The 22056-nt window shown below is 39.8% G+C and carries 19 protein-coding genes and 1 tRNA gene; 9 read left to right on the forward strand and 11 right to left on the reverse strand.

Going from position 1 to position 22056, the window contains the following annotated elements; translation table 11 throughout:
• Window positions 1–182: 182 nt before the first annotated feature.
• The 3 genes from HPC41_RS12215 to gap all read left to right on the forward strand — a co-directional run bounded on the left by HPC41_RS12215 (window position 183) and on the right by gap (window position 3145).
• Window positions 183–1277, forward strand: a complete 1095-nt coding sequence (locus HPC41_RS12215; protein WP_172394288.1) for an AI-2E family transporter — start codon at window positions 183–185, stop codon at window positions 1275–1277.
• A gap of 233 nt (window positions 1278–1510) precedes the next feature.
• The gene (locus HPC41_RS12220; RefSeq protein ID WP_172394289.1) at window positions 1511–2131 is read left to right on the forward strand and encodes a TlpA family protein disulfide reductase; all 621 of its coding nucleotides are present in this window, start codon (window positions 1511–1513) and stop codon (window positions 2129–2131) included.
• 6 nt (window positions 2132–2137) lie between these two features.
• The gene (gene gap / locus HPC41_RS12225) at window positions 2138–3145 is read left to right on the forward strand and encodes a type I glyceraldehyde-3-phosphate dehydrogenase (protein WP_172394290.1); all 1008 of its coding nucleotides are present in this window, start codon (window positions 2138–2140) and stop codon (window positions 3143–3145) included.
• 86 nt (window positions 3146–3231) lie between these two features.
• On the opposite strand, the gene HPC41_RS12230 is transcribed toward gap, so the two are convergent.
• The gene (locus tag HPC41_RS12230) at window positions 3232–4011 is read right to left on the reverse strand and encodes a TIGR02757 family protein (RefSeq protein WP_172394291.1); all 780 of its coding nucleotides are present in this window, start codon (window positions 4009–4011) and stop codon (window positions 3232–3234) included.
• Window positions 4012–4020: 9 nt separating this feature from the next.
• On the reverse strand, window positions 4021–5055 hold the full coding sequence (locus tag HPC41_RS12235) for a quinone-dependent dihydroorotate dehydrogenase (protein ID WP_172394292.1): 1035 nt from the start codon (window positions 5053–5055) through the stop codon (window positions 4021–4023).
• Between the two features lie 60 nt (window positions 5056–5115).
• Between HPC41_RS12235 and HPC41_RS12240 the strand changes: the two genes are divergently transcribed.
• Window positions 5116–7035 carry an ABC-F family ATP-binding cassette domain-containing protein gene (locus HPC41_RS12240; protein WP_172394293.1) on the forward strand — a complete coding sequence of 640 codons (1920 nt, stop codon included), beginning with the start codon at window positions 5116–5118 and terminating at the stop codon, window positions 7033–7035.
• Window positions 7036–7164: 129 nt separating this feature from the next.
• Window positions 7165–7237 (forward strand) — tRNA-Lys (locus tag HPC41_RS12245).
• Window positions 7238–7284: 47 nt separating this feature from the next.
• On the opposite strand, the gene HPC41_RS12250 is transcribed toward HPC41_RS12245, so the two are convergent.
• Window positions 7285–7845, reverse strand: a complete 561-nt coding sequence (locus HPC41_RS12250) for a hypothetical protein (RefSeq protein WP_172394294.1) — start codon at window positions 7843–7845, stop codon at window positions 7285–7287.
• 177 nt (window positions 7846–8022) lie between these two features.
• Complete coding sequence (locus tag HPC41_RS12255) at window positions 8023–8409, reverse strand: hypothetical protein (RefSeq protein ID WP_172394295.1); 387 nt, start codon at window positions 8407–8409, stop codon at window positions 8023–8025.
• A gap of 584 nt (window positions 8410–8993) precedes the next feature.
• Between HPC41_RS12255 and HPC41_RS12260 the strand changes: the two genes are divergently transcribed.
• Together HPC41_RS12260 and HPC41_RS12265 are read left to right on the forward strand one after the other, a co-directional pair.
• Window positions 8994–9929 (forward strand): 1-phosphofructokinase family hexose kinase, encoded by a 936-nt coding sequence (locus HPC41_RS12260; protein ID WP_172394296.1) that lies wholly within the window; start codon window positions 8994–8996, stop codon window positions 9927–9929.
• A 54-nt stretch (window positions 9930–9983) separates the two neighbouring features.
• The gene (locus tag HPC41_RS12265; RefSeq protein WP_172394297.1) at window positions 9984–10697 is read left to right on the forward strand and encodes a hypothetical protein; all 714 of its coding nucleotides are present in this window, start codon (window positions 9984–9986) and stop codon (window positions 10695–10697) included.
• A gap of 22 nt (window positions 10698–10719) precedes the next feature.
• Here HPC41_RS12265 and HPC41_RS12270 read toward each other — a convergent pair whose 3' ends face one another.
• The 5 genes from HPC41_RS12270 to HPC41_RS12290 all read right to left on the reverse strand — a co-directional run bounded on the left by HPC41_RS12270 (window position 10720) and on the right by HPC41_RS12290 (window position 18050).
• A complete protein-coding gene (locus HPC41_RS12270; protein WP_172394298.1) occupies window positions 10720–11721 on the reverse strand; it encodes a YihY/virulence factor BrkB family protein in 1002 nt (333 codons plus the stop codon).
• 89 nt (window positions 11722–11810) lie between these two features.
• Window positions 11811–13136 carry a hypothetical protein gene (locus tag HPC41_RS12275; RefSeq protein ID WP_172394299.1) on the reverse strand — a complete coding sequence of 442 codons (1326 nt, stop codon included), beginning with the start codon at window positions 13134–13136 and terminating at the stop codon, window positions 11811–11813.
• Complete coding sequence (locus HPC41_RS12280) at window positions 13087–15156, reverse strand: hypothetical protein (RefSeq protein ID WP_172394300.1); 2070 nt, start codon at window positions 15154–15156, stop codon at window positions 13087–13089. The genes HPC41_RS12275 and HPC41_RS12280 overlap by 50 nt, the downstream gene beginning before the upstream one ends.
• A gap of 71 nt (window positions 15157–15227) precedes the next feature.
• The gene (locus tag HPC41_RS12285) at window positions 15228–15860 is read right to left on the reverse strand and encodes a response regulator (RefSeq protein WP_172394301.1); all 633 of its coding nucleotides are present in this window, start codon (window positions 15858–15860) and stop codon (window positions 15228–15230) included.
• A 12-nt stretch (window positions 15861–15872) separates the two neighbouring features.
• Window positions 15873–18050 (reverse strand): tetratricopeptide repeat-containing sensor histidine kinase, encoded by a 2178-nt coding sequence (locus tag HPC41_RS12290; RefSeq protein ID WP_172394302.1) that lies wholly within the window; start codon window positions 18048–18050, stop codon window positions 15873–15875.
• 277 nt (window positions 18051–18327) lie between these two features.
• On the opposite strand from HPC41_RS12290, the gene HPC41_RS12295 reads away from it, so the two are divergent.
• Window positions 18328–18660: a DMT family transporter gene (locus HPC41_RS12295; RefSeq protein ID WP_172394303.1), complete on the forward strand. Its 333-nt coding sequence runs from the start codon at window positions 18328–18330 to the stop codon at window positions 18658–18660.
• 53 nt (window positions 18661–18713) lie between these two features.
• Window positions 18714–20012, forward strand: coding sequence for a DEAD/DEAH box helicase (locus HPC41_RS12300; protein ID WP_172394304.1), 1299 nt, complete (start codon window positions 18714–18716; stop codon window positions 20010–20012).
• A 35-nt stretch (window positions 20013–20047) separates the two neighbouring features.
• Here the strand turns inward: HPC41_RS12300 and HPC41_RS12305 are convergent, their stop codons facing one another.
• Together HPC41_RS12305 and kdsA are read right to left on the reverse strand one after the other, a co-directional pair.
• On the reverse strand, window positions 20048–21127 hold the full coding sequence (locus HPC41_RS12305; protein WP_172394305.1) for an SGNH/GDSL hydrolase family protein: 1080 nt from the start codon (window positions 21125–21127) through the stop codon (window positions 20048–20050).
• A gap of 95 nt (window positions 21128–21222) precedes the next feature.
• A complete protein-coding gene (kdsA, locus tag HPC41_RS12310; protein ID WP_172394306.1) occupies window positions 21223–22038 on the reverse strand; it encodes a 3-deoxy-8-phosphooctulonate synthase in 816 nt (271 codons plus the stop codon).
• Between the last annotated feature and the right edge of the window lie 18 nt (window positions 22039–22056).

Raw genomic sequence — 22056 nt, forward strand, 5'->3', positions numbered from 1 at the left:
AATAATCCCCTCCACATCCTATTGATTTACCAATCTCATCGCTTAGATTTGTCGACTTGAAAAAGAAATTAAAAAATCATTGAAATTGTAAAAAAGTAAGTTTAATTTAACAATATAAAACATTTGTAAAAAAATATTGTCATACGATACATAGAAATTAAAGTGATATTTATTCCAGACACATGAAATACAAACAGATCAACAACAATTCCATTAACCAGATCATGCTTATCATCATAATTCTGCTGATATGCATCTTGATATTTACGAATTTATTCTATTATCTTCCCGGCTTTTTGGGAGCAATAACATTATATATCCTCTTCCGAAAAATCAATTTTAAATTGACCGAAGAAAGAAAATGGAAAAGGTCCATCGCAAGTCTTTTATTAATCCTGCTCACGATTGTATTTCTGGTCGGCCCGCTTTATTTACTGATCAATTATATGGTCCCTCAGGTAACTGATGCAATTAGCAATAAAGATGAGATTATGGAAAAATTTGATTCCATTAAAAACTATTTCAAGGATAATCCATACCTCAGCAGCATTGATCTATCGGATACCGCTTTGATGGGCGGACTACAACGGGCAGCAAAGTTTATTCCGAACATCCTGAATTCCGTTGCCGAAGTTGGTGTCAATGTTTTGGTAGCCTTATTTGTACTTTATTTCATGTTGGTAAGCAGCAAGCAGCTAGAACGGACCATATATAATGCCATCCCATTTTCCACAGGCAGTAAAGCAGAGCTATGGAAAGAATTCGATATGATGGTCAAATCAAATGCTATTGGCATTCCGATCCTTGCAATGTGTCAAGGTGTTGTCGCCGGTGTAGGCTATTGGATTTTCGGGCTTGAAAACCCAATTTTTCTGGGTATTTTAACCGCAGTATCGACCATTATCCCCATTTTAGGCACAATGGTGGTCTATCTTCCAGCAGCTGTATTTCTATTGGCAAATGGGCAATCCGGCAATGCCATCGGCCTTGCACTATACGGCATCATTATCATCGGGAGTATTGACAATGTCCTTCGCTTTACAATCTTAAAAAAACTGGGCGATGTCCATCCCTTAATTACTGTTTTTGGTGTATTGCTTGGATTAAATTTATTCGGCATGCTTGGATTGATATTTGGACCTCTTATTCTTTCTTGCGTAGGCGTACTCCTTAAAGTCTATGGTAACGAGTTTGGCCGTGGTACACCAGAAATCATCCAATCAACCTCGCTGATAGATCCAAACAGTCCACCTGATATCAAAGATAGATCACAATAAAACAAATCCCAGGACAAATAGCAGTAGCCAGTGTTATTGACGTTTAACCAGTAAACTGTCATAACTTAAGATTAGACCATGCATAGTCCCATTTTTTTTATAGTTTTGATTCTTTATTGATTTCGTTGGAGCATGGTTGGCATTCAGCTAAAGTTGAGCTAAAAAACACATCCTATTGACGAATCTAAAACAATAAAAAATCGCGGAAACTGGTTTAAAATCAAAGGTAGTCTATGAACAAAAAAATAATCTTAGGAGTAACCGCTGTATTAGCGGCAGCTATGCTTTATTCATGTAACAATAAAGGCAATCAAAAGGTAACAGGTACGGAAAGTAACACACCGGAAAATACCGCAGATAGTCAAGATCACGCAGGTCACGATCATACTGGCCATGACCATGCGCAAGCGGCGCCCGCGCAGTCTTCCGAGCCAGCTGCAATTCTTCCTAATTTCACTTTTTACCAACTTCGATCGGGTATACGTGTCAGCAATGAGAACCTTGCTAAAGATAAGAATACCGTTTTTATTTTATTTGATCCGGGATGTAGCCACTGCCAACATGAAGCAACCGAACTTGAAAAAAATATCGATCGGCTAAAAGATGTAAACATCTTCTACATTTCCATGAATGATCCGGCATTGGTATTAGGCTTCTTCGACAGCTTTGCACCAAAATTGTCTAAATCCTCCAATGTAGAGGTATTGATTGACAAAGATCAAACCTTTATCCAAAGCATACATGTCCCCTCACAATTCCCGGCAAATTATGTCTACGGTGCTGATGGTAAACTAAAAGTACATTGGGAAGGTGAGAAGAATATTAATGAGGTGATAAGCCAATTTCATAAATAAGCTGAAATGCTCAATATAGCGATAAACGGATTTGGGCGTATCGGAAGAAACACCCTACGCAATATTTTTCTGCGTGAGACTTTTAGTCAGCTGCAGGTAGTTGCCATCAATGATTTGGCGGATACCAAGACTTTGGCCCATTTGTTCAAATATGATTCAGTTCATGGACCTTTCTCCGGCACGGTCACACACGACGAGAATCATATCATCGTGAACGGCCATCCCATTTTGGTAACTAATGAAAGAGATCCAGCCCTACTACCCTGGAAATCCTTGCATATTGATGTTGTTGTTGAATCTACAGGCCATTTTACAAGTCGCCAGAAAGCGACACTACACTTAACTGCCGGAGCCAAAAAGGTAATCATCTCCGCTCCTCCAGCAGACAAAGATATTGCAACAGTTGTATTGGGTATCAACGACAACACGGTGGACCTCTCCGAATCCATTCTCTCGAATGCCTCCTGTACAACCAACAATGTCGCGCCCTTAGTCAAAATATTAGACGACAATTGGGGGATAAAAGACGGATATATTACTACTGTTCACTCTATGACGGGAGATCAAAATCTGCATGATGCACCACACAAAGATTTGAGACGCGCACGGGCAGCCTCTTCGGCGATCATACCGACAACGACAGGTGCTGCCAAGGCGATTACCAACGTCTTCCCGCATTTACAGGATAAATTGGGTGGAGCGGGTATACGTGTTCCTGTATTGAACGGATCATTGACAGATTTTACCTGTACCTTGGAAAAAGAAACAACGGTTGAAGAAATCAACAGCGCCTTCAAAGCCGCGGCGGAAAATGAATTAAAGCAAGTATTGTTTTATACGGAAGATCCAATCGTATCTGTCGATATTATAAACAATCCCTATTCTTGTGTTTTCGATGCCCAATTGACCTCAATTGTTGGCGGATTAGTGAAAGTTGTGGGTTGGTACGACAATGAATTTGGCTATTCCAATCGCTTGGTGGATCTCCTGATTAAGATCGACCATCTCGGGTGACCGCCCTTGCTAAAGAACAAAAGGCCCGTATTTTTGAATGCGGGCTTTATGATACGGAACATTCGATATTGAAGCAAGACAGGTAATTAAAGTTCCCTTTCGACCCCCAGACCAAAAAGCGCAAAATCATACTTCACAGGATCATTAGGATCCAGGAGGCGAAGATTCCCGGTCAGCTCAAGCGCTGTCTTCCAATTGACCTTTTCCAAAGTAATCAGTCCAAATTTTCGTGCAACACGTTCGACATGGACATCACATGGGCAGATGAGATCTTTTGGAGACAGCCGGTCCCAAAGACCAAAGTCAACCCCGTTATTATCCTTTCGGACCATCCAGCGCAGAAACATATTGATACGTTTGACAGTAGACTTCTGGGCTGGGCTACTGATATGTTTACGTGTACGATGTGGATAGTCAGGCAAAGAAAAAAAATACACTTTAAATGCATTGAGCGCCTGTTCCAAATTCACCGCTTCCAGGGCTTCCTGTCCCATTAAAAAGGCGTCCTCCAAGGAGGTAAAGTGATTGTAATGATGTTTAAAAAAAGCAACGAAATAGAGTATATCCGTATCGTTGAACGTACGATGCTTAAAACCAAGCAGGCTTTTTAAATCCTGCTCCTGATGATTCATAATAAAATCGTAAGGCGTACCGTCCATTCTTTTGATCAGTTCATTGCATTTGTTAATAATCGTTTTACGTTGTCCCCAAGCCATAATAGCGGCCAGGAACCCTGTAATTTCAATATCATGCTTGGCAGAAAATTGATGTGGAATGGAGATCGGGTCATTGGGGATAAAATTGGGTTGATTATATTCATCAACCTTTTTATCCAAAAAGTCTTTTAAATTAAAATCTACAGCCATTATCCTAATCTATCTTCCTGTCTGTAGTATCCCTTTACAGATGTTTGCAATCAAGCCCGGCCCTTCATAGATAAATCCGGTATAGACCTGGATAAGACTGGCACCTGCATCAAGCTTTTCAATAGCGTCCTTGGCAGAATGAATGCCGCCGACACCAATAATCGGGAATGCTTTATTGGATTTTTCATTTAAGTAACGGATTACTTCCGTAGAGCGCTTGGTCAGTGGTCGTCCACTTACTCCTCCGGCTTCCTTGGTCAACTCCTCCTGGCTCTTTAAACCTTCTCTCGAAATCGTGGTATTTGTGGCAATGACCCCTGCAATCTGTGTCTCCACAACGATTTCCACAATATCATCCAATTGACTGTCTGTTAAATCGGGAGCAATCTTAAGCAAAATAGGTTTTGAAGCTGGTTTTGCTTTATTCAAGTGCTGTAGGGTATTTAGTATATTTTTCAACGGTTCTTTTTCCTGCAAATCCCTCAGGCCAGGTGTATTGGGTGAACTGACATTGACAACAAAATAATCCACGTAATCAAAGAGTGCATTGAAACAATAAATATAATCGGTTACCGCCTCTTCATTCGGTGTAACTTTATTCTTTCCAATATTGCCGCCGATAAGAAGTCCTTTTCGGTCTTTCAGGTTCTTCAAGCGATTTGCAGCCACATCCGCTCCCTGATTATTAAATCCCATACGGTTGATCAACGCTTCATCCGGCACAAGACGAAACATCCGTGGTTTGTCATTTCCCGGCTGAGGTTTTGGTGTAACTGTTCCGATTTCAATAAAACCAAATCCTAAATTAGTCATGTCGGAAATATATTCGGCATTTTTATCGAAGCCAGCGGCAAGACCTACCGGATTTTTAAACTTCAATCCAAATACCTCACGTTCCAGACGAGGATCTTCTACCGTAAAAATAGCATTCAATAATCGCTTGGCACCCCAGATTTTTGAGAAGACATTCAATCCGCCGGTCACCCTATGGTGAGCCGTCTCCGGATTCATTGTAAAGAATATAGGTTTGACTAATTTATACATAATGGCAAAGTTACTCAAACAAGAAGAAATATTCATTACTTTTGTACTTTTGCATTTGAAATGATATCAATAAATAATTTAACATTTGAAATAGGATCCCGTGCGTTGTATGATGAGGCAAACTGGCACATCAAACCAGGTGATAAAGTAGGTTTAATAGGTGCCAATGGTGCCGGAAAATCTACATTATTGCGGTTAATTGTTGGACAGTATGCCCCGACTTCGGGAACGATTTCCATGGCAAAGGACCTTAAGATCGGTTATCTAAATCAAGATTTACTATCTTACCATTCTGACAAGAGCATTCTATATGTAGCCATGGAAGCGTTCGAACGCCAAAATCAGTTACATGCCGAAATCGAGGATTTACTCGCAAAATTGGAAACTGATTATTCGGACGATATTCTCAATAAACTCAGTGACAGACAGTTGGAATTTGAGGCACTGGATGGTTACAATCTCGAGTTTAAAGCCCACGAGATCCTGGCCGGTCTGGGTTTTTCAGAAGAAGAACAAAAAAGACCTCTGGCAACATTCTCTGGGGGATGGCGCATGCGTGTAATGCTTGCCAAAATCCTGTTGCAGACTCCTGATATTCTATTGTTGGATGAGCCTACCAACCACATGGATTTACCTTCGATCAAGTGGCTTGAAAACTATTTACAGGCTTTTGACGGAGCCATTGTCATTGTATCACACGACAGGTATTTTCTGGACCGCATCATCAAAAAAACAGTAGAGTCACGCAAAGGAAAATTAACACTTTATGCAGGTAACTATAGCTTTTACCTAGAGGAAAAAGAATTAAGAAACGAACTACAGGCCAACCAGTTCAAAAACCAGCAAGCGAAGATCAAGCAGGAAGAACGGCTTATCGAACGTTTCCGTGCCAAAGCGTCCAAGGCAAAAATGGCACAGTCGCGTATTAAAGCTTTGGATAGAATGGAAAAGATTGAAGATGTGGATGACGATAATCCAACCGTCAACTTTAGCTTCAAATTTTCAAAACCTTCTGGCCGTCATGTAGTGACATTAGACAATATTTCTAAATCTTATCCGAACTTAGAAATACTAAAAAATACCTCTGCAATTATTGAAAAAGGTGATAAAATTGCTTTGATCGGTGCAAACGGAAAAGGTAAGTCTACCCTACTTCGTATTGTCGCTGGTACCGACGATCAATTTGAAGGCAAAGCAGAACATGGGCACAATGTCTCACAAACGTTCTTTGCACAACACCAGTTGGAGGCACTTCACCTCGAAAACTCAATATTGGCCGAGCTCCAGGCATTTGCCCCAAAACATACGGAGACCGAATTGCGTTCAATACTAGGCTGTTTCCTATTTACTGGCGATGATGCCTTCAAGAAAATTAAGGTACTATCTGGAGGTGAAAAATCCCGTGTAGCCCTTGCGAAAGCACTGACAGCTGATGCCAACTTTCTGGCGCTCGATGAACCTACCAACCACTTGGATATGCAATCGGTCAATATTTTGATCCAAGCTTTGCAACAATTTGAAGGAACGTTTATTGTTGTTTCTCACGACCGCTATTTTCTGGATCATGTGGCCAATAAAATTTGGTATATCGAAGATAAGGAGATCAAAGAATATCCGGGCACTTATCAGGAGTATGAAGAATGGGCGGCAAAACGTATTATAAAAACTGAGGGCAAACCGGAGAAAAAAATCAAAGAAGAGCCAAAGGTCAAAAAGGAAAAACAGGCGCCATCTGAAGACCGGACACGGTTGCTAAGCAAAAAGAATAAAGAACTTTCGACATTGGAGAAAAACGTCGAAGAACAAGAAATAATAGTCAAGAACCTCGAATTAAAACTCGCGGATGAAGCTGTTTATTCGGATGCGACTAAGTTACAGGAAACTACACGCGCTTACAATTCGGCCAAGGCCATGTTAATCCATTATCAGGAACAATGGGAGCAATTGGCCGAGGAAATTATGGAATTGGAAAACGATTAATTTTTTTGGCTTAAAATCAGCTTTTTAACGTGCTAACGCGATTTTAAACTGAAAAAATTTGCAGGAGTAGGATTAAAGCCCTACTTTTGCATCACTTCAAACAGGGAACGGCAGTTCAAAAAGAAGTACGATTCCGTAGCTCAGCTGGTAGAGCAATACACTTTTAATGTATGGGTCCTGGGTTCGAATCCCAGCGGGATCACACAAGGAAAAGCTAATCGCAAGATTAGCTTTTCTTGTTTAAAGGTATCAGGATTCGAACGAAGGGTCGGCCGGGTTCGATGTACCAGCCTGTACTTTTTTAAATTTACCGTCGTTTTCTAAAATGAACGTTTCGGTTTCAAAAATAGGATCTTCGCTCATCCAATTGCTATTTGTTACCACTATTTTATTTTTCTCTATTCTACTCGTTTTTGCAAATGCAGATTCCGCTATTTCATCATATGCAATTTCAAGTTTGTCGATTATTTTGCTATCCTTATCTATTGTGATCAATGTTGTGAATAATTCGTGCTCACCGCCTTGGTAGGTAACCACAATGGAAGCAAATTTTTCAGAAAATGGTACTTTATAATTAAGCCTGAAATTTGTCGCATCTTTACGTTTGGGGTCAAAATTGATCTTTTTCAGAAAACCGTTATCATGTATCCCTGATTTGTCAAAATTCTCGAAGTCAGTGGAGTCCACTATCGGAAAATGCCGGATGGGAAGCGATGTTAATATATCTGCTTCTGCACCCGAAATTACCTTAATTGGCGCTGAACGCACGCTATCCTTTCCAAATACTTCTTTTAATGGAGATTTTTCCATTTTTTTCTTTTCCGTTTTATTATCACACGCCGTGAAAACAAACGCTGTTACCAGAATAAGTCTATATATTTTTATCATCCCACCTTTTTTAAGATAAATTGTTATGCTATTCCTTCTATAGATCTTTAGTCAATTATATAAGGAACATCCTAAAATTTTGCTTTTGCTACTTTAAAATCAATTGTTACCTCGTTCCCCGTCTATATTCATCTTTACCTGATAAACATGTTCAACAATGTATTTCCATTCACTGTTATTATAGGCATTCATTTTTGAGATGGTATCAGAATTGCTTACCACAATAATCTTGATATCAATTCCATCCATGGGCTGAACACTTTTACCTTCCTTTGCGGACTTAAATGCTACCAAATCGATATTAGCTATAAGGTTATTCCAATCCTGAGACGCTGTTTTCTTATGATATTCCGAATTCTTTTCCTGATTAACGGCGACAGTTTGCTTATAGTGCGTGGAATCCTCATCTATTAACATACGAGAGCTATACCCCAGCTGACCACCGGCAGACATGATTTCAACCGACCGTATTTCTATATTTTCCATATTCTTAGGCTGGGCGGTTTTATGATTGTTGCTGTCAGCACAACGGAGCAAAAAAAACGATAAAACAGTTAATTTATACATCGCTCAAAATTTAGACTTTTAAATTTGGTTTACTTCTGTTAGTGTCCTGAAAACCAACCAGGTCTCCTATTCAATACTGCCTCTAATTTTTCATTCACTGTTGGTATTATTAATTGACCAATGTACCTTCACGAATAACACTATAAATTTAAGACATTTATCATCCCGCTTAAGCGCAATTTTATATTCGTAGAGAATGGCTTATAATCCGTCGGACACAAATCATTATTAAAATAACAGCCTTTGCGCTACGATCAATTGCGGCTAAAAAACAATGGGGCGAACTGCTTGACAGCGTTAATGCAGTAGAACGTGAACCGGTAACAGTCGCTAGGATGTATATCAAGACAATTGCCTGTAAATTTCATCATAATTGTGTATATATTACAAATATCAATTATCTTCATGGTATGGACGCTATCTTTATTGTAATTCGCTCCTGAGTGATGGTATTATGGCAATAAGGAGTATAGGACAAACCTGAATTTAACAACAGTAATAGGATGAAAAAATCTATTTTAACCATAACATTAAACCCTTCGGTAGACAAAAGTACTAGTGTTCAAAACATCGTTCCAGAAAAAAAACTGCGCTGCAACGCTCCAAAGTACGAAGCGGGGGGCGGCGGTATTAATGTAAGCCGCGCGCTGAAACGGCTGGGTATACCTTCTAATGTGCTTTTTACTTCCGGTGGAAAAACGGGCGATATGCTGGAGCTTCTTTTGAAACAGGAAGGACTCGATATTATACCAATCCACATAAGCAGTGAAACAAGAGAAAACTTTATTGTTGTAGACCAGACCACCAACCAGCAATACCGGTTTGGATTTCCAGGTGCATCTTTTACGTCAAGTGAACAAGATGAAATTCTGACTATTATCGACCAATTATATCCGGCTCCTGATTTTGTTGTCATCAGTGGTAGTCTTCCAGGCGATATCTCCGCTGAATTTATCGGGTTTCTTATCAAGAAATATAAAACAAAAGGAAGTAGAGTAGTCGTGGATACATCCGGAGATGCCCTTAGAGCTGCACTGGAGGAAGGCGTGTTTTTGCTGAAACCCAATGCTGGTGAATTGGCGGCCCTTGTTGGGAAAGAGGAACTGGAAAACACAGATTTAGATCATGCTGCCCAACAAATAATTGCACAGGGCCAAGCGGCCATTGTTGTGGTATCTTTGGGGGCTCAGGGAGCTGTATTGTATACCGCAACAGAAAAAATTCGAATGATCCCACCGCTTGTAAAAATACGTAGTACGGTTGGGGCCGGGGATAGCATGGTTGCGGGCATGGTTTCCGTTCTGGCTGGACAGGGAACTCCTGAAGAAATACTTCGTATGGGAATTGCCTGTGGCTCAGCCACCACAATGGCTGAAGGAACTGCCCTTTTTCAAAAGAAAGATGTGGATAGATTATATGCCGAAGTCAGAAAGCACTAAGCAATCGTATAACTCACAAACAGGCGAGTTTTAAGCTAATCAATTATCGTATTTATGCACATCAAAAAAATTCAGAACAACAATCTCTTTGCTTATAGAAGATTACGTAGGGCAATTGGTTATATGGGGATCTTTTTACCCGTGATCTTAGTTTCATTTTCACTTTTCAAGTTTTTTGACACAGCGATACAACCATCCATAAGTCATTATTATTTTTCAAAACTGCGTGAAATTTTTACGGGAACATTATGTGCCGTAGGGTTATTTCTTATTTGCTATAAGGGCAATGGAAACAAAGTCATCTGGAAGAATGACAACCTGCTTACAAACCTTGCTGGATTTATGGCGATTGGAGTCGCATTTATTCCTACGGATCCGATCGGTACCAGCTGCACACAATGTACGCTGATTTCGATGGGATTGAAAGAACTGCACTATGGATTTGCTGCTGTACTTTTCCTAACTTTTGCATTCCTTTCGATCAATGTATTTACAATTGGCCAAGAACCGAACAGCGAGATACCCATAAGCATACTAAATGAAAACAATATTTACCGATTTTGTGGATATGGTATAATCATTTGCATTGCATTCATTCCGCTCAAGCTCTTTGGACACGCGACACTTGTATTTGAAGCGATAGCGCTCTTTTTATTCGGCACTTCATGGCTGATCAAAGGCCGTGCCCTGGGAGATAAAGGCCATATTGGCGAAAAGCTATACCGTGAGCACAATACCATCGATACCGAAGAGACAGCATCGAACTAAAAGCTAAAAAGCCAACGACGTCCTAATGTTTGTGATCATCTCCCGCATCAATTTCCACCTTCTTGTCCTCCTGAGTCAGGGGAGCCGGGGGAATCTCACCATCTGCGCGTTCGATCTCCTGGGTTTCCACATGTACGGCGAATTGGGCTGGCTCAATCGGGATCCCCATCACCGTTGCATACTCTCTGGTGTAGATGGCTCCGAAATATAAAATAGCTGCAGTATAATATACCCAAAGCAAAATCAGGACAAAGGAGCCCGCGGCACCATAGGTATCCTGCGTCGCCGAATGCTCGAGGTATATTCCGATCAGATAACGGCCAAAAACGAATAAAATTGAGGTAAACAAAGCACCTGCACGCACAGTTTTCCACTCAATATTAACATCTGGAAGGACTTTAAATATGATGCTAAAAAGTAGAAATATAATTCCAAACGACAGCGCAAAGTTGATTCCATCGAGCAACAGTACCGTCATATCAGGAAAATAGCGCTGTAATTGTCCGGTCATAGCCAAAATGACTCCATTAATAATCAAGGTGACAACCAATAAAAACCCGAGTCCGATGACCAAAGAAGAAGACAGCAAGCGGTCCTGAATTAACTTTAACCAGCCTTTTTTTGGTTTTGCCCGCACATGCCAGATTTTATTGATTGAATTCTGAATATCTCCAAATACAGTTGTCGCTCCTAAAATCAAGGTGATGCTGCTGATGATCAGCGCCATATTGGATTTCCCCGATAGTTCAAGATTTTGGATAACTTCCTGGATCTGTTTGGCGGCACTATTGCCTACCAAGCCACGCAACTCCATAAACACCTTTCCTTCAATAGCATCTTCGCCATAAAATATTCCGGCAAGTGCGATGATCAATACTAAAATTGGACCGATAGAAAAAACAGTATAGTAAGATAAGGAAGCACTATATTTCATTGAATCTTCATTTACAAATCCAGCAATGCTACTTTTCAAAATGCGCCAGTAGGTCTTTATTTTACTTCCACTTTTAGTTCTAATATCCATAGTAATTACCTTTGTTATTATGAATAAACTGCTCAGCAGCAAAGAAAGTTTTGGATTTTACAAAGAAACAGTGAAGAACTCTTGTACCACTACTTATGCGAATAGTCCCGAATAGTTCCCTGAAGAATAAGCTGATTTGACCGGGAAACTTTCAAGCTGAGATCCATATCCGAAGCAATCGCCTTTAATATCAGAATCGGAGTCACTTTTAAGGCATCCGGCCAATCCGCAAGATGTATCGCTACATGTGAAAGACTATTGGTCTTCGTATATTTTGACTGTAAATTATCTTTCGCAGGTGCTGTAGACAATAGATAAGACTGTTTATCTTTCCGCTGAAACCATTGGTAAAACAGCTTATCGGGTAGAAATTTCGACAATTCCGCATCACCTCTTATACTCAAGCTGACATTGGGTACTTTGTTTTCATAGGGCGTTTTCTCCGCCACTGTCTCAAAATTATCATTGACAGCATAATTAATAATCGTATCTGTCTGTACTACCTGACTATTCAAAATTTCAATATCAACATAATCCCCATTGGCATGCGCCATAATCGAATCCGCTGCTATCGGAAGATCAGTTAAAATACGCTTTATAGTTGTCTTTAGACCTTGATTCGGGAAATTGATCCAGCCTTTGCTGATATAATTTTCCTTTACTAACTCCCGAACAAGATATTCTTGTGGAAAATTCCAAGTGCTCGACTGAAGTTCTCCTGCGATCTCTATCCGGCTGCCTTTCAAATCAAATTCAATAAAATTATTTGTGGAAATGTTGCTGTAACGTAATGATGCGCGGGTCAATTCACTCGGTCGGTCGATGAAATGCTCAATGGAAATCCGCTCTGAATCGGATTGGATCAACTGGAGCATTTCATCTTTCTTTTTGTCCAGATTAAATCCCAGTCCCACCAATAATTCACGGCCTTTCCAAACAAATGCAATTTTGTTTGCCTCCTGATACGCATAATTTACCCCAGGAGCGGCATTATTTTCAATGGCATCAACTGCCAAACCCTCCTTTAAAAAAGTCAGAAATTGCTTCTCATCTTTTAAATCAAAAAATGCATAAAAGTTCTTCGCGCTATCTTCCAGTGAAAAAAGAAATACATTCGCCTTGATATCTATTCCGTTATCCTTAAGTTTATTCAATTTTTTGGCGAAATCCTGCCCTCCTCTTAGTGCTGTTTGCCATTTATCGAAAAATTGATTCAATAGAATATCGTCCAAGGAAATCGTCAATAAGGCTCTGCTTTTTTTATGTACGACAGACTGATACGACTGCTGCTGTCGGATGATATAAATTCCCCAGCCACTTATAGCCAATACTACGAAAATACCTAAAGTCCAAATTATTCCTTTTTTAATCATTGTCAGTTGTATCAATTGGGTAGTCAAATTCGGGTTGTTCATCCGGCACAATTCCATCAAGCAGTTGGTTGATAACAAACTGTAGTCCGTTATTTGCCGTCACCGGCAACGCTAGTTGTACATCGGTTTCCAATCTATCACCTACAATGCCTTTAGAACTCACTGTAAAATTACCATAATTATTCAATTCTGCTAATGTAGAACGCCAGCTGTTACCTGATACTATACCCAGCTCCTTTGTTAGAGCTGGTATTTTCCCGGTCTGGAATGCTGCCGAAAATTTACTTCCCTTCATAAGCTTCACAAAAGATTTATTGGCTTTGGCAGGACGATCTTGGTGCAAAATTTTATTTAGTGCAAGACTATCGTTGCTGATCATCACCAAATCCTCTTTGAATATTAAATATACTGGAAAATCTTTACCATTGCCTTGTTTGATTTTATAGATACCGCCCGCTAAGATAGCCTCATTCTTTGATACTGCCACGTCCGCTGTCTTTCTGATGATCCTTTGATCTTCCGATGTGAACATCCATATGAAAGATGGCATCTTCTCCTCCTTTGTCTTTTTTACTTCCTTGGCTTCATAATTATCATCATACTCGTAATCGACGTAGTCTACTTTTAAATTAGTTATTCCATTGACAACAACCAAATTATCCCCGGGCATAATTTTGGCCATGGCTTTTTCATCCAATGCAATTTCAAGTCCAAGAGTCAGAAGTTCAAATAACTCATTTTCTTTACCAAAATATTTTTTCAGATTTTTCGCAAAAAATGCCGGCATTTCCTTTAAGTAAGCCTCTGTATTTATATTGACATTAAAATATCCCAACGTTTCCGTTGTTAAATACTTAGCAAATTTGGGATTTGGCTTTTTGGCATACAACTTTTTGGTCAGGTTTATCAAGTCTTTTCCTAAGGTTACACTTGCTTTCAGCGTAATTTTATTTTGTTGCTGTGCCAGGTCAAAAAACATATCTCTATAGCCGCTTTTCAAGGAGAAATCGCTTGTATTATAATAGGCGTCCACGATGGACCTTACGGAATGAAGTCCACTATAAAAGCTTCCAGCTCTAGGAATCCACACACGCGCCAGGTCCACATTTTTAAATAATCGTGTCTGCTCCTGTACCTTTATATTTGGATATTTACCACTCAATAATTGCTCCTGCTCATGCAGTAGCCACTTCTCCAACAACACATTTTTAATGGAATCATTTCGTCTGTTCACTTCCTCAAAGGTTGTGTCAAGTGAATCATAGTTGACAGGACTATCATACACACTTGTATCAGTGTCTTTTGCACTGTCATAGACCTCCAATGGTTCTATTTCTGTCGGCTCTTCAGCTTGCAATGTGTCAAAGTCAAACGCATCCCATTCCATCGTGGAGGAATCCATTAGACTAGTATCTATAACGGCGCAATCAGTTGCTTCATCGGCCGCAGCTGTAGCTGCTGCTACGGCTGCAGCAGCATAGTCCGTATTTTCAATACCATATAGTGCGGCAATAGAATCATTGGCGAAATAAGTCTGTCCGACCTCCCCTTTTAGTACCCTGAACTCCTTGGCATTCCAGGCGAGTAGTTGCCCATCCATTGTTTTAAATCGGTGGTAACCGTTCAACGACGGAAGCGGGGTTCCCTGCATATTCAGCAACCTTTCAAAGCGGTTGCTATCATTGATCGGGATGATCATTTCACCGTATAGCAAACTATCCCTGTCGTTTCGGTAATATATCGCTATTCCTTTTGAATCCACACCAGTCTGTTGAAAATCCTTTTTCAGATCAATGCTTTTCTTTTCAAAATGTTTGAAAAAGCCAATACGGTCCAACAGTTTATTCAGTGTGGCAGCCTCAGCAGATTCAACGACCTTAGCTAAATTAATAGCCACCACTGTATTTGATCCATCGGGTATTTTGGTACCAAAGCCCTGCGCACGAACTGTACTGAGACCTAAGCCTAAAGACAATACTAGGCCAAAACCATAGGGAAGCAATTTTCTTCCCCGACAACGGAATACATAATTTGATATAACCATATACTTTTGATACTTCATCTATAGCATCAAAAGTATCAAATGCATGGGGTTATTCTCATCCCTGAATTCAGGTAATTCCCGGATTTCCTTTAGGCTTCGCGTATCAAACCGTATTCTATGGCAGATTTGACAGCCGCGGTCACACTTTTTGTCTGAAATTTTTCCATTAAGTTTTTACGGTGGCTCTCCACGGTATGTGAACTGATAAATAAGGATTCAGCAATCTGATTGGTCGTCATTCCTTTGGCCACAAAAGTCAGTATCTCCTTTTCGCGACGGGTAAGTTTGGGAACTTGCTTCAGTCCCGCTTCTGTCTTCTTATTGAGTATGACCTGAGTTTTCGCACAGATGTAGCGCTTGCCAACCAAAACATCGGATATGGCAGCAATAATCTCAGCGCCGGTGGCATTTTTTTGAAGATAAGCATCCGCACCCTCATTTAATATACTATTGATCACCGCTAGTTCGTTATGGACACTAAAAGCGACAATTTTTAGTTCATTATGACGCTCTTTCAATCCCTTTACCAGATCAATTCCATTTGCATCGGGAAGATTGATATCCAGTAACAGTACAAGTGGCGCGTCTGATGCAATGTTTGTGAATAAGTCTGCAGCACTTGTATACATCCCCACGACCTCAAAATCTTCATGGGTATTAATAATATTCTTTAGCCCCTCCAGCAAAAGAGGATGATCATCTGTAATCGCTATCTTTATCATTTTACACTATAATTAAACGAGCGGCATTTCAATTTCTATCGTGGTTCCCTCACCTAGCGCAGATAAAATCTTCATATCACCATATAGAAAAGAAAGCCTTGACTGTATATTGTGCATTCCTGCGGAATGCTGTAAATCCACCTTTTCGGTATCAAATCCCCTGCCATCATCTTCAATGGTAATATGCAAACGCTCATTGTGTGCAGAAAGTTGTATTAGGACATTGCTTGCTTCGGCATGTTTCAATGCATTGTTCACAAGTTCCTGAATTATTCTGTATAGAGAGATTTCATGTTCCGTACTTAAATTTGATTCAAATTGAAGGAATTCGCACTCCACTTGACAATTCGGCTGACTCATCCGCGCGGCGTAGTCCCTTAGAGCTTCCTGTAAACCATATTTGACAATCAGATCCGGCATCAGGTTATGTGCAAGTTTACGCAGCTCGTCGACGGCACCATCTAATAGTTCAATGCTTCGTGTAATGCCTTCCTTCACAGCGGCCTGTTCGGATTCCTTATCGTTGAGGGATGACAAGCCAAGTTTTGTGCTCGACAACAGTCCGCCTAAACCATCGTGTAGATCTCGGGCCAAACGTGTCCGCTCTTTCTCTTCTCCGGCCAACATCGCGGTCAGATTTTTTATGGCATGCTGCTGGTTATTCTTCTCAATCTCGAGGCTATGTAAGTGCTCTTTTTGCTTCAATGTGTTGGAACGCTGCCAATATGCATAAAACAATAAAATGACGGCGATTAAACAGCTAATAAATAACCAGATATAAATGGAATTCATACGCGACTTAAAAGCGATCTCCTGCTTCGAAACATCAAGCTCCTGCAATCGTTGCGCATTTTCCAGACGGCTTAATTGAAGGTCCTTCTCCTTTTTGTCCCGTTCTAACTGAAGCACTTTCAACTGTTGTGTTCGGTTTAGTTCATTTAACTTTAAGTTCTCAACCAATTGATTTTGACGGTCATTAAGGGCTCTCATCAACGTGATTTGTTGTTCTTTTTTTTCCCCTTCCAAACGCAGCCGCATTAACTTTTGGTTCTGCAATTCCCGTTCATATTTGATTTCAAGTTGTTTGGTTTTATCCAGCTTATCTGAATTGAAAGCCTCCTCGAAAACATCGATATAGCTCTTTTGGAACTGAAATGCCTCCTCATATTTCCCCTCTTCGACACTCACCTCAGCAAGTCTACTATAGAGGCTCAGTCCTACCTGATAATCATAATGTGGCTCCCGCTGTAAGTTATAGAGTGCCTGCTGTAAATATTTTTTCCCCAGATCCCGATTTCCATTTTTGAATGCTTCATCAGCCAATACGCCGTAGGCAGGTACTGTAAGCGCATATTGTCCGGTCTCCTGTGCAATTTCTAAGGCTTGTTGGGCAAATGAAGCCGCCTTTTTTGCAGCATTTTCGGGATAGAATTCGTGATATAGATTAGCTAAATTAACGGAAACATAAGCCATATCCGTCGGGTTAATAAGATTCTTCCGATTATTTTTCGCTATTTGGTGAGCTTGAAGATAATGCTCTTCCGCTTTCTTCAATACGTTTGGGTTCGTTCGATCTGACCGATACTCTTCCTCAAACAGATAGCCGGCTTGCATATAGGCATCAAATAAACTATTTATATTCCGGCCAGCTTTGGCTGTCTCCAGTAAAAGACTTGTATATTTTTCCTGAAATTCGAAATTCCGCTGATTGGCGTAAATAGCGGTTAACTCTTTATAAATTGCTAACTTTCGCGCGATATTCACATCAGTCTGGGGGGCCTTTTCCAAAAAGGAAATTGCTTTATGAAACTGCGAAACAGCCTGATCCTCTTTATTCTGCCTTGTCATAATCCAGCCATCACAATAATAGATATATCCCTTAGTACTGTTGTCAACGATAATCGGTAGAACAGATTTTGCATGTTCCAGATAAAAACCTGATTTCTCAAAGAGATGATCATTATAACTGTTTATCGCTGCAATGCAATTTAAATAGGCATAGTACTGTTTATCTGGATAATTTTTGGCCAGTTGAATATTATCATTTAGCAACTGGCTAGCTAATGCCTTCTCATTATTGAAATATAATGCTTGCGCATATTTTCCAGTCAGTAGAAAACGCTCCTTACTTCCTAAGGGAAGATTATAATAAGATTTCTGAAGCTCCTGAAGCTGTTCTTGCGCATGCAATGAAAGGCAGGAAAGTAGAAAAACTAAGCATATAGTAAAGGGTTTAAAAAAAACTCGAATACATCTCATAAAGTCTATTCATTCCCATTAGTGGATTGGTCAAACTTAAATAAATTTACTTTTATAAACAATTAATACCTGCAAAATCGCCCGAACACCATTGAGTCGGCTATATTGCATCATTACTGTCGTCAAAAACTCCTAAATTAAATGTCATCAGAACAAAGTAAAACACAAAAAGTGTAGCTTTGTTACAGTCCATTAGGAAGGATCATTTATGATGAAATATATATACCTACTTCTCGCGATTGCAGCAGAAATTTTCGCCACTACTTTCTTGAAAAAATCCGATGGTTTTACCTTATGGAAACCAACGCTTATCTGTATAATTGGCTATATTATAGCCTTTTATTTCCTAAGTATTACATTGAAGTACCTACCCGTTGGGATCTCCTATGCAATTTGGTCTGGGATAGGCATTGTTGCCATTACATTGATCGGCATGATCCTATTTAAGCAGATTCCCGATACAGCAGCTGTGATCGGAATGATACTGATTGTTGCTGGAGTTATTATTATTAATATGTTTTCAAAAATGGGTACACATTAGCTGATCTCAAAACTAAATGTGTATTTTTGCAACTTACATAAACTAAAGGATACGTGTCGTTAGAGAAACTAAAATTAAGCAAAAGATTGACAGCTACAATGACCGAACTCGGTTATTTGACCCCTAAGGAAATTCAGCGTAAGTGCATCTCCAGAATTCTTGGTGGACAAGATGTTATTGCGATTGCTCCCGAAGGAGCTGGCAAGACTACAACTTATGTATTATCAACCCTGATGAAATTAAAATTTACGGATGATGAGGCACCTAAGTTTTTAATCTTGGCTCCCAATGAAGAACGCATCAATGAAATTGTTGAAAAATTCTATCAGCTCAGTAAAAATAGAGATCTTCGTATTATTGGATTACGTGCTGGAGGAAGTATGGAGGAAGAAATCGAAGAATTAGTTGCTGGAAAGGATATTGTCGTTGCAACACCTAACCGTGCGCGGGCAATCTATCTTAAATTAGCACTGAACTTAAACCGTATCCAGACGTTCATTATTGATGATGCAGAAGAAATCATCAAGCAGGGCATGCAAACTCCGTTAAGGGAACTAGCAGAAAGTTGTGGTAAAGTACAACACCTAGTCTTCAGTACTGTTGAACATCAGAAACTGTATGACATGATTGATGCATATTTAAACGAGGATTATGCCTTGATAGAAGTGGATGAGTTGGAAAACAAATCCATAGATACCTTGGATCTCTTTCTATATCAGCTCCCTAATTTCACCACAAAAATCAATTTATTAAATTATCTTCTGCAGGATAAAGAAGTTTTTCAAAAAGTGATCGTTTTTGTTAATTCAAAGCTTACAGCACAGAAGTTAGCAACGAGCCTATTCCAAGAGCGCAAAGAAGAGATCGCTATTTTAAACCCGCTCTTCTATGATGATTTTGGTTACGAAACAACCGAGGATTTTATGACCAATGTGCAATCCCGTGTATTGATCATTGCCCGGGAAAATAATACTGTAGTTGATGATCTCGCGAATATTCCTTTTATTTTGCAATTTGAATTGCCAAATGAAAAAGAGGAATTTTTAAACCATGTAGTCAAAAATAAAGAGAATGAGGATAGCGTGGTATTGACATTTTCTACCGATTTAGAACTTCCTATGGTTAGGAAAATCGAACAGGCTGTGGGAAAGAGAATGGAAATACTAGAGCTACCAGAAGATCTTCAAATCTACAATCCCTCGAATGATAAAAAGAAAAAATCAGCCAAGGAAGAACAAGATGACAGTTTCGGAGGTGGAGCATTTCATCAAAAGAAGGAAAGTAATGCAAAAACTTACAATTATGGTGGGGGTGAAAAAGCAAAAATGACGATGAAGTTGAAAAAGAAATAAAAGAGGGAAGTAAAAAACTTCCCTCTTTTATTTCTTTACTCTAACACCTTTTTTAGCAGCTTAATATAGGCATTAGCAATATGCTCCATTCCCTGATCATTGGGGTGCGCATAATCTACCGTAGAATTCAAGTCAAGTCCTAATTCGTCACTTGATAACATAAAAATCCGACGCTCCCCCTGGGATTGTAATTTTTCGAAAGTTTTCTTCAAGACGCTACTACTTTGTTGGTATTCTTTATTTTTATCTTCGTTGAAAACCGTCGGAATACTCCCTGAACTATGTTGCGTTAGTATGATCGGCGTTGTAGGGCGTTCTTTCCTCAGCAAGGTAACTGCATTGACCAATAAGGAATCCAGCTGTTCTTCTGTGCGTGATTTTGTAATGGCAAGATTGGGGATACAATCTAAAATATAACAAGCCGCATCCACTTGATTCATAACCTTTAGAATGGGCTCTTCAAGACGGCCATTCCCCGAAAAGCACAAATTCAAAACTTCGTTCTTTAGGGCACGCCCAACCTGGCTTGTCCAGGCAAGCCCCGGCCTGCTCGTACATGCCCCCTGTCCAATAGATGTCCCATAAACAACAATGGGTTTCAATGTAGCAGTACGGGTATACGCAAATTTACCATTACTTGGAACACCAATTTTCAGCCACTTAACCGTATTATATAAAGGAAAATACAAGCGGTAACTGAAGTTACTGTTCTCACCAATATTCTCCCAAGTGTATGAAATCGTATCAGAAAAATTATAGTTACCATAAGCCCATTTCCAATCTTTACTGGTATTATCATAAGCGTAGAGATCCAAGCCGCTCACACCTGTAGTAGGCATGTGGGGCATATTTAATGCACCAGCAACTTGATATTGCACTTTAATTTCTGAAGCTGATGTTTGAAAATCAATATAGAGTCCTGCGGAATTTTCTCCCAATTGCCATACGGGTTTACGGACTTGGTTTTCCAATTCATCTGGAAGTCGATTAAAAGCTGTCAGTTTATGGTTGTCAATACGGCCTTCTACTTGTTTGTCCTCAAGCGGCGAAAACCACGTATAATTCTGTTGCCCTTTGACAATCGAAAGCGAAAACAGTATAAATATGAGTGCCATGAAAAAAACTTTTGAAAACATAGGGAGTAATTTGGATTTGAATTGATTAAAAAAGGAGCCTATTGGCTCCTTTCTATTGCGATTTATTTATTATACTATAAAATAGCTTGTCTAACACGTATTAATTTTTCCATCAATCCTTCGAGTAAGTCGAGGTGCAACATGTTCGCCCCATCAGATTTTGCATTTGCAGGATCAGGATGGGTTTCAATAAATAAGCCATCTGCGCCCACAGCAATTGCCGCTTTGGCAATTGTCTCGATCAATGCTGGTTTCCCACCCGTTACTCCAGATGTCTGATTCGGTTGTTGAAGTGAATGTGTACAATCCATAACAGTGGGCACATTAAAGGAACGCATTTCAGGAATTCCCCTGTAGTCAACAATTAGATCCTGGTAGCCAAACGTATTCCCACGATCTGTCAAAAAGACTTTCTCATTGCCGGACTCTACAATCTTATCCACAGCAAATTTCATGGATCCAGCACTTAAAAACTGTCCTTTTTTTACATTAACGACTTTATTGGTTTTTGCCGCAGCCACCAATAGATCCGTTTGTCTACATAAAAACGCTGGAATTTGAAGGACGTCGACATAAGCTGCTGCCATTGCTGCCTCATGGCTCTCATGGATGTCCGTTACCGTTGGTACACCAAAGGTATTCCCTATTTTCTCCAAAATTTTTAATGCTTTTTCATCACCGATACCCTTAAAAGAATCCAAACGTGATCGGTTGGCTTTACGGTATGATCCTTTAAAAATATAAGGAATATTGAGTTTATCTGTAATAGTAACAATTTTTTCAGCAATTCGCATAGCGATTTCTTCTCCTTCAATTGCACATGGCCCTGCCATTAAAAAGAAGTTCTGCGAAGTTCCATTCTTTATTTCAGGAATGTATTTGTTGATCATATAAATTATATAAAAATT

Origin of the sequence: Sphingobacterium prati, from assembly GCF_013167215.1 — a bacterium.
Classification (GTDB): Bacteria; Bacteroidota; Bacteroidia; order Sphingobacteriales; family Sphingobacteriaceae; genus Sphingobacterium; species Sphingobacterium prati.